Below are 12,193 nucleotides of genomic sequence, written 5' to 3'. Positions count from 1 at the left end.
GTTAGGAGAGGAAGAGCGTGAAGCCCGCGCCGATCAGGGCCGGTCGCGAAAGCGGCAGATAGATGCGCCAGAAAATGCCCCACCAGGACAGGCCGTCCATTCGCGCCGCTTCGCCCCATCCCGCGGGGATCCCGGTTTACGGCAGGCGGGGCGGAAAGACGCCACGCAATGATTCACGCGAAGCGGCAGGTGCGCACTGAGCAGCAGGGCGGCCGGGCCCGAGCGTGATCTGTCAGGGCACGCCCTGGGTGGAGTCAGCTGATCGAGCTGGGCTCAGTGGGGGTGGCGCTGGCTTCCTCGTCATATGCATCCCTGTGTCGTTCGACTTCGGCGAGGTGGTCGACCGTCCAGGCGCGCAGGGTCAAGAAGGGCTCCTCGAGCGTGCGACCCAGCGGCGTGATCCGGTACTCCACGGCAACCGGGCGTTGCTTCAGCACCCGACGCTCGACGAGGCCGTTGCGTTCCAACCGTCGTAGCGCCTGCGTCAGCGATTTTTGAGTGATCCCCTCGAGCTCTCGCCTGAGCTCGTTGAAGCGTTGCGGCTGCTGGCACAACGCGGTCAGCAGCAGCTGACCCCACTTGTCCAGGAGCTGATCCAGGAGCTCCCGCTGCGGGCCGACGATGGTCCCGAGGTCAGTCTGATCCTCGCGGATACCAGGTTTCTTTGAAGTACCTGCCATGTACCAGGTATACCCGAGATACCCCCAATCCAAAGGAATCCCATGACCGAACAGTCCCTGCCCAGCCTCCATCTCAAGCGCCAGGACGGAGTGCTGTGGGTCTCGATGGATGTTCCGCCCGTCAACCTGATCACCGCCCAGCTCCTGGTCGACCTGGACGCCGTCGCTGCATCGGCCGAGAACGATCCCGACCTGCACGTCATCGTGGTCCAGAGCGCCAATCCGGAGTTCTTCATGGCACACGGTGACCTGTCGTTCGTGGCGGACCCCGCGACGTACGCCGCCCTCCCGATCGCCGAGGAGACGCTTGTCGGGACGGGCCCGATGATGCGGCTCCATGAGCGCTGGCGGCGTCTACCTCAGACCACCATCGCCAAAGTGGCGGGACTCGCCCGCGGCGGTGGATCCGAGCTGGCTTCCAGCCTGGATCTGCGATTTGCTGCCCTCGAGACGGCGGCCTTCGGCCAGTTCGAGGCGCTGATCGGCATCGTTCCCGGATCTGGTGCAGCTGCTCATCTACCCCGCCTTGTGGGTCGCGCTCGCGCCCTCGAGATCGTGCTGACGGGCGGGCTCGTCGACGCGGCGACTGCCGAGCGGTGGGGATGGGTGAACCGAGCTCTGCCCGCCGCAGAGCTGGACGAATTCGTCGACCGGGTCGCACTGACCATCGCGACCCTGCCGGAGGGTGTCCGCGCCGCGGCGACCGAAGCAATCGACGCGGCCGACGGCACGCTCGAGGACGCACTGCGCGCGGAAGACCGCCTGCTCGGGGAAACGTTCACCCCCGCGTCTGGAGAGCTTGCCGCGGCAGCGCTCGCGGCCGGGGTTCACACGCGCGAGGTAGAGCTGAACCTCGAAGAGGTCCTGCGGGCGAACCTCGTCCGCCACTCGTGACGATCCGCTCTGCCGCTGGTCGGCTGGCGTTGGAGGCGTCGAAGTCGGAGTCGGTGTCGGCTTCTGGGACGTCTTGCTCAGGAGCCGTTCCGATCTGAGACACAAGCCCTGCGCTACCCGTAGCTCGGGGGTTCGCGGGGCCCACAACGGCGAGAGAGTGCGCTGCGGCTACGCCGCGTGAGCGACGAGCGCCCGGCCGATCCGATTCGGCAGGGCGCTCGATCTGTGTAGAGACCGCTCAGTTCAGTTGTCGGCTTGAAGGACCGGGCCGAGGAGCATGCCTCCGTCGACGAGGTAGTCCGCGCCGGTGATGAATGCGGCGTCGTCGGACGCCAGGAACAGCACGAGCTTGCTGATCTCCTCAGGCTGCGCGGTGCGGGTGGTGGCGAACTGGTCCAGCGACACGTTCTGGATGGCGGGCCGCTCGCCGGGCGCGACGGGCTCGGTGATCAAGGGTGTGTCCACCACTCCGGGGCTGATGGAGTTCACACGGATGTTGTCGCGCGCGAGCTCCATCGCGGCTGTCATGGTCAGCCCACGGACACCCCACTTGCTGCTGACGTAGGGGGCGAACATTGGTGTTCCGACGTGGCCTTGGTTTGAGGCGACGTTCACGATCGCGCCGCCACCGGCGCGGACGATCGACGGCCCAACGGCGCGGATGCCGAGGAACAGGCCTTTCAAGTTCGTATCCAGGACACGGTCCCACTCGTCGGGGTCGGAGTCGGCAATGGTGTGGGCGGTGTGGACGATGCCTGCGTTGTTGATCAGGATCGAGATCGGTCCGAACCGCGCCTCCGCCGCGTCGACGGCGGCCTGCCAGGCATCGGGGTCGCGGACATCGAGCTCGACAAACAGCGCGTTGTCGAGCTGCTGGGCGGTGGCGTTGCCTTGCTCTGTGCGGAAGTCGGCGAGGACGACGTTTGCTCCTTCGGCAGCGAACGCGCGCGCGTGGGAGGCGCCCTGGCCCCGCGCGGCACCGGTGATGAAGACGGTCTTGCCAGCGAATCGCGACATGGTGTTTCTGCTTTCTTTGTAGGGGTTGCGGTGCGGGAGATGGTCAGATGAAGGCGCCGCCGGAGACTTCGATGCGTTCGGCGGTCGTCCAGCGCAGGTCGTCGGATCGATCGCCCGCCTCACTGCATCGTCCACAACCATCTCCGGTAAGTAATCATTTACTTTATCGTCGATCATGTCAACCCCATGACGAAACGATCGGAGGGGCTTGCCGTGACGAGACCCTCAGCCGTGCCCCGGGCGCGCGATGCCGCCGCCACGCGTGCTCGAATCCTGGAGGCCGAGTGCACCGAGTTCACCGCCGCCGGGTACGCCGGCAGTCGGGTCGATCGCATCGCCCCAGCCGCGGATTGCAACGTGCGGATGATCTACGCCTGCTTCGGGGACAAGAGCGGCCTCTTCGATGCCTGCTTCCGCCACACCATCGGCACGATCGCCGCCGACATCCCACCCCGTGTCTGGACTACGCGGCCCCAGCCCTCCGCCGCGCGCGATCCGTCGCGGGCGTGCGCGTCCAGGAAGGTGGACAGCCTGTCCGTAAGCCCGACAGGCGAGCCCCCAGCACTCAGGCCGCCCGGGCTAGGCCCCGGCGGGCGAGGGCCCCGCTAGCTTTCCGTTCACGCAACGGTCTTGCTCAAATCTTGCTCACGAGGCGTTTCCGGCCAAGACGAAAGCCCCGCGATCCCAATGTTCACATGGGTTCGCGGGGCTTCTACGCTGGCGGTGACGGTGGGATTTGAACCCACGGTAGGGGGTTACCCTACACAACTTTTCGAGAGTTGCACCTTCGGCCGCTCGGACACGTCACCGCCGACGAGTTTATGCCACACTCCCCCGCCCCGCCAATCGGCCGGGTCAGGTCGCCGATGCCGACCCGCCACCGGTCACGCCGCGAGGAACGGTTCGTGGTGATATCCCGAACGGTCCACGACGATCACCGTCGCCTCCGGCACCTCCAGGAAGGCGCCGGGGAGATCGTTGAGCGGCTCCGAGACGATCATCCGGGCCTGGTCGCCGAACCGGGACAGACGGTCGAGGCCGGGGAACATGCGGCGGAGGGTCGGCATGTCCGCGGAGTGGAACAGGGTCGGCGATCGGCCGTCCGAGGAGTACCGGAACGCCCAGAGCCTTTCACCGTCGGCGATCGCGACCGTGCCGCGCAGGGGAGACGACACCCCGGCGGCCCGACCGGTCTCCTCGACCGTCCGGATCGCCTCGGCCATCGCCCGGATGGGGTCATCGGCGAGCCCGTACGTGAGAGCGAGGTGGAACAGCACCTCGGAGTCCGTGGTTCCGAGGATCAGCGGATAGAGCAGCGGGTCGATGGCGAGGACGAGTTCGCGCTGGATGCGCGAGAACCCGTCGATCGCCCCGTTGTGCATGAACAGCCATCGGTCGTGCCGGAAGGGGTGGCAGTTGGTCCGCTGGATGGGGGGCCCGGGGGCCGCTCGCACGTGTGCGAAGAACAGCGGGCTGCGCACGGCCTGGCAGATCTCGCGGAGGTTCTCGTCGTGCCACGCCGGCTCAACATCCCGGAAGAGCCACGGATGCGGCGGGCCATCAGCATCCGCGGGGTACCACCCGAGCCCGAAGCCGTCGCCGTTGACGGTCTCCGTCCCCATGGGCGAGTTCAGCGACATCGCCACCACGGAGTGCTGGGGGTCCAGGACGAGGGACGAGGGCTCCAGGGGCTCCCCCGAATAGGCCAGCCAGCGGCACATCATCGCTCCGACTCTCGGCGGTCGCGTGCGCCGGACGGCCGCCCGCTCGGGGGCATCGTACGGCGGGCATGCCCCCGCCGCCATGGCTTCAGGATGCCGCCCTCCGCCTCGTCGGGCATCGCTCGGCGTCTGAACCCCCGTAGCCGGACGATGGCGCCCCTGCGAGACTTGCCGTATGAGCGTTATCGAGAACTCGAAGCTGACGGTGGTGGGCGCGGGCAGCGTCGGATCGAGCGTGGCGTATGCCGCTTTGATCCGTGGCTCCGCGCGACATGTCGCCCTCTACGACATCGCCACCGCCAAGGTCGAGGCCGAAGTGCTCGACCTTGGCCACGGCACCCAGTTCACGGGCACGAGCGACATCGTGGGCGGAAGCGATATCTCCGTGGCCGCCGGCTCGCACGTCGTCGTGATCACCGCGGGGGCGAAACAGAACCCCGGTCAGACCCGTCTCGAGCTCGCCGGCGTGAACGCCCAGATTCTCCGCTCCATGATGCCGCAGCTCCTCGAGGTGGCTCCCGACGCGATCTACGTCATCGTCACGAACCCGTGCGACGTGCTCACCGTCCTCGCCCAAGAGGCCACGAACCTGCCCCCCGAGCGCATCTTCTCCTCGGGCACGGTCCTGGACACATCGCGGCTGCGGTGGAAGCTCGCGCAGCGCGCGGGCGTATCCACCGCCAACGTGCACGCGTACATCGTGGGCGAGCACGGCGACACGGAGTTCCCGCTGTGGTCTCGTGCCACCATCGGCACCGTGCCCATCCTCGATTGGGAGGCGCCGGGTCATCCCCGCATGAGTGTCGAGGAGCTCGACGCCATCGCCGTGGAGGTGCGCGACGCGGCGTACAAGGTCATTCAGGGCAAGGGTGCCACGAACTATGCCATCGGCCTCTCCAGCGCCCGCATCGTCGAAGCGGTCCTCCGTGACGAGCACGCCGTCATCCCGGTGAGCACCGTGCTGCGGGACTTCCACGACCTCGACGGGGTGGCGTTGTCCGTGCCGTCGATCGTGAGCTCGTCCGGGGCGGTCCCGATCCGGGAGACGTCGTTCTCGCCCGATGAGCTCGCGTCGCTTCAGCGGTCCGCGGATGCGCTGCGCACCGTGGCGGCAACGCTTCGGGAGTGAGGAGATGTCCTCGCATGTGAGGCTGCCGATCCTGGAGGAGACCGGGTACGCGGTGCTCGACCCCTACGATCAGTCGGCCGACCCGCCGGAATGGCTCGACCTCGAGTACGTGGACTGGCGCTCCTCCGGCATCACGCGTTTCGCGCCTCTGACCAGCTACGCCGGCGAGATCGAATGCAACGGGTTCTGGAACCACACTCCCCCGCGCACCGACAAGGACGGCGTGTGGATCCCCTCCCAGGTGGAGAAAGCGCCGCGGCTCACCGCGCGCGCACGGGAACCCCGGGCGAACGTCGGCCGCTGCCGGGTCGTGGAACTCCAGCCGAACACCTACGCGGATGCGGTGTGGAATCTGCACCACGACGACAACAACCGCATGAATCCCGAGGGCACGGGGTGGGTGGTGCGCGGCTCCTTCAACCTCACCGACGACCCGGACTCCCTGCTGCTGCTGCGCGAAGACCGTTTCGACGCAGCCACCGAGGTGCGTCTGCCCCTTCCCGCCGGATCGCGGGTGGTCATCGACACCCAGCGCTTCTGGCACGCGGTGTGGCACCGCGGGGATGCTCCGCGCTACAGCCTCATCACGTCGTGGGAGTCGGGGCCCGAACTGGAGGCGTACATCGCCGAACGATCGGGGCGGAGCCGGACGGACCGCGTCCCGCTCGACCCGGTGCTCGTCGAGGAAGCGCAGACCGAACTGTATCTCCGCACCGACGAGCGCCGGCGGATGTTCGACAGCCTGTTCCAGGACCAGGCCGGGCGACCCGGCTGACCGCACCTGGGCGCCGAGGCCGGGGGCCCCGGCCCCACCGCGCCCTTCTCAGCGGCGAGCGCGCATCCCCGCAAGGATCTCGACGGAGAGTTCCGCCAAGCTCGCGAAGAAGCGGCGACCGTCCCGCGGAGCGATCGCGCGGGCATACGACGGCACGCACGCCACCGCGAGGCCGGCCGCCTCCGCGCTGGACACGCCCCGCTCGGAATCCTCGATCGCCACGCAGCCGGCGGCCGCCACTCCCAGCATCCGCACCCCCCGGAGATAGGGTTCGGGATGCGGCTTGGACTCGGCCACGTCCTCGCCCGCGACGATGGCGTCGAAGCGGAATCCGATGACCGCCTCCGCCGCCTGGGCCACCTCGCGGTGCGCCATCGTCACCAGAGCGCACGCCCACCCGCACTCCCGCAACTCCCGCAGGAGGCGGACCGCTCCCGGGCGCAGGGCGGGGTCCGACTGGATGAGCGCGGCTACCTGCGCGGAGATCAGGTCGCCGATCTCCGCCGCCGTCCGCTCGCCCGAACGGTGGGCCATGCGCTGGGTGTACGCGGTCGTCGGGCGGCCGATCGACCATTGGGCGTCCGCATCCGACCACGCGATTCCCAGGGTCCGCGCCACATCGACCTTCGCCGCCGCCCAGTGGTGTTCGGTGTCCAGGATGGTGCCGTCCAGATCCCACAGCGCCGCTCCCGCTACGGACCGGGGCACCCCACCCCGGGCGGCGACGTCATCCCGGGGCAACGGAGCCGTCGGCATGGCCACGGATGGGGCGGCGGAGGTGGGCTGTCACGACCGGGGAGAGGGGATGAGCCGCGGCGTGAGGTCGGCCTCGAACTCGTCGTCGAACGGGTATATCGGCCGCTCCAACCGCGCATAGTCGAGCCGGGTGAAGTCGAGGTCCGTGGCACCGGGGGTGATCGCCATGAACTGGCTGCCCGCATCCTGCACCTGGCCGGGGAAGAGGTAGCCGTTCTTGACCACGACGGCGTCGTAGCCGCTGGGCTCGATGAAGGCCTGCCCCTGCATCGGACGCTTCACGAATGCGGGCTCGGTGGCGCGAAGGAACGGGCTGCGGAAGCGCTGCGCGGTGACGTGGATGGTGCCCCGCGACAGCAGCGCACCGACGACCCCGTCGTCGAAGGCGCCGTCGATGAACCGTTCGACGCGCCATGGCCCCGGCACCGGCTTGGAGAACCGGTCGTCGACCATCGAGCCCAGGCGGTGGTCGATCATCCCGCCGATGCCCGCCGCTTCGGCGGCATCGACGGCGGCCGGGTCCCAGAGCCCGGCGATCAGGATGCGCTTGCCGGATGCGGCGAGGTCATCCCGCCCGACGGTCCGGGCGAGCGCGTAGCTCACGTCGCCGGAGGCGCCCGCGGTGATGTTGTCGCCGGAATCGCTGATGTACAGCGGCGCACGCGGGTTCGCCTGGACCAGATGGTCGATCGCCTCGTCGTACGACCCGAAGCGCTCGCTGACGATCCCGAAGTCGCGCCGTGCCCCCCAGTACTTCTCGGCGAGCTCGGCCGCGCAGGCGAGGACGGCGCGTTCGTCGTAACCGGTCACGAGCACGGATGCGGTGCACCGGGCCTCGTCCGCCCAGACGAACCCGACCCAGATCCCGGCATCCACCACGCCGTGACGGGCGATGGTGGGGATGAGCGAACCGAACACCGAAGCTGCCGGCTCGTAGACCGTGCTCGTCCGCTCCCCCGGCAGCAGCACCGGCACCCGCACCCACGCCTTCAGCGGCGACCGACCCCGGTGGATCGTCTCGATGAGCACGCGGACCGCCCGCTCGCGCGTGGCCCACGTGTCGATGTGCGGGGCGTGCCGGTGCACCGCAGCCAGGTCGAGCAGGCCGGCGAGCTCCTCCGACATGTTCCCGTGCGGATCCATCGACGCGGACAGGATCGTGTCCGCTCCGACGATCTCACGCACCTTCCGGACGAAGCGCTCCTCCGCCCGGTCGCGGCCCTCCACGGTCATGGCTCCGTGCAGGTCCAGGTACACCCCGTCGAAGGGGCCGTTCTCGCGCAGCCCGTCGAGGATCTCCTTCTCGAACCGGTCGTACACCTCCGGGACGACGGGGCCGGCCGCTGCCGCCATCGCGCGGAGGAGCGGCACCCACGTCACGCCGTCGACGATGTCGCCCAGCCGCGTAGGCCACTCGTACTGCTCGAGCAGCTCCGCCCCCCGCTGCTGCAGGAAGTACTGCTCGCCCGCCCGATCGAGGGAGAACGTGTCCGACTCGGTGCCGATACCGGCGATCGCGATTCGCATCGGGGCGCCTGCCGTCAGCTGCGCGCCATGGCCAGGTGCGGGGCCAGCCAGAAGGGCGTCAGCCAACCGGCGGTGTCGGAGAGGGGGAGGACCTCCTCGTGCAGGGTGATGCCGAACGTCTCGGCCAGCACCGTGCGGCGCCGCGCGATGCGGGCCCAGGCGTCGGGGTAGATGCCGGCCAGCTGTTCACGCAGCTCGGCATCGGCCAGGACGATTCCGTCCTCGATCTGGGCCGTGTGGTACGGAGCAGCGGGCATCGGGATGATGTCCAGTTGCACCGCGGAACCGGATGCGAAGGCGAACGTCGAGCCCGCGCGCACCGGCGATCCGGGCCATTCGTCGAGTCCGATGAAGTGCCCCGGGTTCAGGTACACGCCGAAGAACGGGTCACCGATGCGCGAGTAGGTGACGTCGTACAGCTCTCCCGCGGTAAGGCCGATGCGGATGGTCTCGTACCAGGCCGCCGCCGTCGCGTAGTAGGGAACGACGAGCCTCTCGAGATAATCGGCTGCCCCGTCGGGCAACTGGTCCGCGCTCTCGACGAGGAATCCTGCGCGGGCGGTGTTGCTTCCCCACAGCCCCAATCCGGTCGCGACCGGATCGCCGACCTGCAGTTCACGCCCACCGGGGCTGGCCACCCCGAACCTCGTGTTCGGCCCGCCGAGCATCGTCGGGTGGTAGTTGAACGGCAGCATCACCGGGTTGAGCAGCTGCGAAGCCTCCAGCTCGGTCATACCGGGGCGGACGCCGTTGATGACGCGGGAGACGGCCTGAGAGGCGTGACTGGCGGCGAACTCGAAGTAGGCCAGCTGATGGACGTCGTTGTCGTAGCGGATTCCACTGTCCAGCCCGACGAAGATATCGGTGGCGTTGACGTACGAATCGACGAAGGCGGCGATCTCGGTCACGACGAAGTGCGGGACGTCGATCCATCCCGTCGCCTCCGCCCCCGTCCAGTACTTCCATCCCACGAGCCCGACGGTGCGAACGGACGAGTCCCCGAGGCCGGCTTCGCGCAGCAACGAGCTCATCGTCACGTCGCCCGGGTCGGGCTGGCCGACGAGGCTGAGCTTGGCCAGGCGCACCACGTCGATGTCGAACGGGACGATGTCCGCATAGGCGACGTCTTCGTTGCCGACGATCAACCGCGGCGTGCGTCCGGGGATGAGCACGAGCAACGCTTCCTCGTACCGGGGGTCGAACCCCGTCAGGAACGCCATGTTCGCAAAGTGCTCGCGGTCGGCATACAGGACGACAGCGTCGAGGCCGCGCTCCTCCATCGCCGCGTACACGCGGGACAGCCGCTGCTCGTACGTCGCTGCCGGAACCACGGGCACGTGTCGCGGCGCTTCGAAAGCCGGAAGGGCGACCTCCTTGAGTTCAAAACCCCATGACGCCATAACCACTCCTGTTCCACGCGACCGCAGCCGACCGGGGCCGCCGACCGTCGATGCGGGTCGGCCTGGGACGCCAGTCCTGATGCTTCAGTCTTGTCGAGAACCGAAGTGTTGTCAAAACATTGCGCAATGTAGAGCGCCAGCACACAACACCGCGCGCGGTGGGCTCAGATCATGCCACGGGCGGCGCGGCGCTGGAGTCGCGCTGCACGAGAGCCACACCGATCACGGCGTTGGTGACGGGGCGCTCGGCGTCATCGATCCGGTTCATCAACAGCTCCACCGCGTTGGCGGCCATGCTGTCCACCGGCGTCCGCACAGTGGTGAGACCGGGCGTGACCAGGGCGGCGTCCGGGATGTCGTCGAACCCCACGATCGAGAGATCTTCGGGCACCCGAACGCCGAGGGATCGCGCGGCGCTCATGACGCCCAGTGCGATCGTGTCGCTCGCGGCGAACACCGCGGTGGGCGGCTCGTCGGCGGCCAGCAGGTGGGACAGGGCCGTCACCCCCCACTCGGTGTTGAAGGATCCGTGGAGCACCAGTTGCGTCTCAACGGGAAGTCCCGCGCGCGAGAGCGCGTCCCGGAACGCGCGGGTCCGCTCCTGCACGGAGCGCAGGTACTCGGGGCCGGTGACGAGGCCCACGCGTCGGTGCCCGAGGTTCGTGAGGTACGTCACCGCCTGGTATGCCCCGGCATAGTCGTCCACCAGCACGGAGTCCACCGGCGGCGCATCGTCCAGGGCCTCGTCGATCACGACGACCGGCCGCCCGTCGCCGATCAGTTCGGCGAGCCTCCGGTTGGAGCTGAAGTTGCCGGCGTAGATGATGCCGGCAACGCCGATGCCCGCCAGCGTATCGACGTAGTCGAGCTGCTTTCGCGCGTGATTGAGGGTCGAGCAGATGAGCACGGACGCGCCCTGTCGCTCGGCGACCTTGACCACGGCGTCGGCGATCCGGCCGAAGTAGGAGTTGCCGATCTGCGGGACCACGAGACCGATGACGCCGCGGCGCGATTCGACGTTGCGGCCGGCTCGAGCGGGCCTGGTGTAACCGAGCTCGCGGATGGCCTGCAGCACCCTCGCCTCGGTCTGCGGCTTCAGGGCGAGCTGACCGGCGAGATACCTCGACACAGTCGACACCGACACCGAAGCCGAGGCGGCGATGTCGTGCAGACTCGGCTGTCGCTCACCGGCGCGGCTGTCGCTCAAGGGCCTCTCAACCTCCATCTCGAGTGCGGGACGTGCCCGCGCCCACCGATCGTAGCGCAGTGTTGCGCAACAGTGTCGGTCGTGAATGCGTAGCGGTCGGAGGCGCATGCGTGACGCCGAGCAAAGGAGCCGGCCCACGCGCCTGGGGCGCGTCGCCGAATAATACCCCATGGGGGTGAAACACCCCTCGGGCGACACCGTGGTGGAGGTGCGCTACTCGGCCAGCGCGATCCGCAGGGCGTTACGCGCCTCCCGCACGCGGTCCTCCTCCGGCTGCGCCGACAGGGCGGTGCTGAAGGGTTCGGCCATGACCGGGCCGTCATAGCCGATCCGGCGCAGTGCTCCCACGAGGCCCGCGGTGTCGATCGTGCCGGTCGACGCCGGTTGCGCACGCTCGAGGTCGAGTTGCTCGTCGACCCGCACTCCGGCCGGCGCGTCATCCAGGTCGACCCCCAGCACCTCGCCGGGCAGCAGAGCGAGAATGTCGTCCACCGTGTCCTGTGCGGTGTACCAGTGGAACGCGTCCAGGAGCAGGCCGAAGACAGCCGGGCGTGCGGTCGCAGCGATGACCTCCCGCATCCCGGCGAGGTCATGGATGAACTCATACCGCCGCCCCCGGCGCCACGTAGACGGTCCGACGTACTCCAGGGCGAGCCGAAGGCGATTCTCCTCGAGGATCGGCGCGATCAGGTTCAGCCGGTTCACGTGCAACGCCAGATTCTCCTCGTAGGGGAGGAGATCCCCGGCGGGGGCGAACCACGTTCCCACGGTCGTCACCCCCACCTCCGACAGCACCGCGGCGACGCTGCGGAAACCCGCCAGGCGGGAGCGGAATTCGTCGTGGGAGCCGTCGCCCACCCGGATCGGCAGGGTTCCGACACCCCACGCGAGACCGGCATCGCCGACGGCTGCCGTGAGGGCCCGGCGTTCGCGACTCGTCATGGAGGAGAGGAGGTGCACAGAGGGGTCGACGCCCGAGTAGTCGTATCGGACGGCGAGGTCGATCAGACGCTCGAATGAGGCCTCGAACAGCAGGCGTCGAGCACTGAGGACGGTGAACATACCGGCACTCCGAACAGGTGCGTGG

13 protein-coding genes and 1 tRNA gene are annotated in these 12,193 nt (G+C 68.6%); 4 read left to right on the top strand and 10 right to left on the bottom strand.

Going from position 1 to position 12,193, the window contains the following annotated elements; translation table 11 throughout:
- Window position 1: 1 nt before the first annotated feature.
- The gene (locus AC2DGY_RS13150) at window positions 2-130 is read right to left on the bottom strand and encodes an ABC transporter permease subunit (RefSeq protein ID WP_484510614.1); all 129 of its coding nucleotides are present in this window, start codon (window positions 128-130) and stop codon (window positions 2-4) included.
- A 124-nt stretch (window positions 131-254) separates the two neighbouring features.
- Complete coding sequence (locus AC2DGY_RS13145) at window positions 255-680, bottom strand: winged helix-turn-helix transcriptional regulator (RefSeq protein WP_484510200.1); 426 nt, start codon at window positions 678-680, stop codon at window positions 255-257.
- 42 nt (window positions 681-722) lie between these two features.
- Here AC2DGY_RS13145 and AC2DGY_RS13140 point away from each other — a divergent pair, with 42 nt between their 5' ends.
- Window positions 723-1,574 carry an enoyl-CoA hydratase/isomerase family protein gene (locus tag AC2DGY_RS13140; RefSeq protein WP_484510199.1) on the top strand — a complete coding sequence of 284 codons (852 nt, stop codon included), beginning with the start codon at window positions 723-725 and terminating at the stop codon, window positions 1,572-1,574.
- Window positions 1,575-1,817: 243 nt separating this feature from the next.
- On the opposite strand, the gene AC2DGY_RS13135 is transcribed toward AC2DGY_RS13140, so the two are convergent.
- Window positions 1,818-2,768, bottom strand: a complete 951-nt coding sequence (locus AC2DGY_RS13135) for an SDR family NAD(P)-dependent oxidoreductase (protein ID WP_484510198.1) — start codon at window positions 2,766-2,768, stop codon at window positions 1,818-1,820.
- 9 nt (window positions 2,769-2,777) lie between these two features.
- On the opposite strand from AC2DGY_RS13135, the gene AC2DGY_RS13130 reads away from it, so the two are divergent.
- Window positions 2,778-3,200 (top strand): TetR/AcrR family transcriptional regulator, encoded by a 423-nt coding sequence (locus AC2DGY_RS13130; protein WP_484510197.1) that lies wholly within the window; start codon window positions 2,778-2,780, stop codon window positions 3,198-3,200.
- Between the two features lie 109 nt (window positions 3,201-3,309).
- Here the strand turns inward: AC2DGY_RS13130 and AC2DGY_RS13125 are convergent.
- Both AC2DGY_RS13125 and AC2DGY_RS13120 read right to left on the bottom strand, forming a co-directional pair.
- A tRNA-Ser gene (locus tag AC2DGY_RS13125) sits at window positions 3,310-3,400 on the bottom strand.
- A gap of 75 nt (window positions 3,401-3,475) precedes the next feature.
- The gene (locus AC2DGY_RS13120; RefSeq protein WP_484510196.1) at window positions 3,476-4,315 is read right to left on the bottom strand and encodes a class II glutamine amidotransferase; all 840 of its coding nucleotides are present in this window, start codon (window positions 4,313-4,315) and stop codon (window positions 3,476-3,478) included.
- Window positions 4,316-4,487: 172 nt separating this feature from the next.
- Between AC2DGY_RS13120 and AC2DGY_RS13115 the strand changes: the two genes are divergently transcribed.
- Window positions 4,488-5,441, top strand: a complete 954-nt coding sequence (locus AC2DGY_RS13115; RefSeq protein WP_484510195.1) for an L-lactate dehydrogenase — start codon at window positions 4,488-4,490, stop codon at window positions 5,439-5,441.
- 4 nt (window positions 5,442-5,445) lie between these two features.
- On the top strand, window positions 5,446-6,216 hold the full coding sequence (locus AC2DGY_RS13110; protein ID WP_484510194.1) for a hypothetical protein: 771 nt from the start codon (window positions 5,446-5,448) through the stop codon (window positions 6,214-6,216).
- A 48-nt stretch (window positions 6,217-6,264) separates the two neighbouring features.
- On the opposite strand, the gene AC2DGY_RS13105 is transcribed toward AC2DGY_RS13110, so the two are convergent.
- The 5 genes from AC2DGY_RS13105 to AC2DGY_RS13085 all read right to left on the bottom strand — a co-directional run bounded on the left by AC2DGY_RS13105 (window position 6,265) and on the right by AC2DGY_RS13085 (window position 12,168).
- On the bottom strand, window positions 6,265-6,924 hold the full coding sequence (locus AC2DGY_RS13105; RefSeq protein WP_484510193.1) for an HAD family hydrolase: 660 nt from the start codon (window positions 6,922-6,924) through the stop codon (window positions 6,265-6,267).
- Between the two features lie 78 nt (window positions 6,925-7,002).
- Window positions 7,003-8,499, bottom strand: coding sequence for a M81 family metallopeptidase (locus AC2DGY_RS13100; protein WP_484510192.1), 1,497 nt, complete (start codon window positions 8,497-8,499; stop codon window positions 7,003-7,005).
- 14 nt (window positions 8,500-8,513) lie between these two features.
- Window positions 8,514-9,899, bottom strand: coding sequence for an aminopeptidase P family N-terminal domain-containing protein (locus AC2DGY_RS13095; RefSeq protein ID WP_484510191.1), 1,386 nt, complete (start codon window positions 9,897-9,899; stop codon window positions 8,514-8,516).
- A gap of 169 nt (window positions 9,900-10,068) precedes the next feature.
- Complete coding sequence (locus AC2DGY_RS13090) at window positions 10,069-11,106, bottom strand: LacI family DNA-binding transcriptional regulator (protein ID WP_484510190.1); 1,038 nt, start codon at window positions 11,104-11,106, stop codon at window positions 10,069-10,071.
- Window positions 11,107-11,319: 213 nt separating this feature from the next.
- Window positions 11,320-12,168 carry a sugar phosphate isomerase/epimerase family protein gene (locus AC2DGY_RS13085; protein ID WP_484510189.1) on the bottom strand — a complete coding sequence of 283 codons (849 nt, stop codon included), beginning with the start codon at window positions 12,166-12,168 and terminating at the stop codon, window positions 11,320-11,322.
- Between the last annotated feature and the right edge of the window lie 25 nt (window positions 12,169-12,193).

The sequence above is a fragment of the Microbacterium sp. Z6_144 genome, from assembly GCF_057197625.1.
The sequence above is the reverse complement of the archived record's forward strand: the minus strand, read 5'-3'. Positions and strand labels throughout refer to the sequence as shown.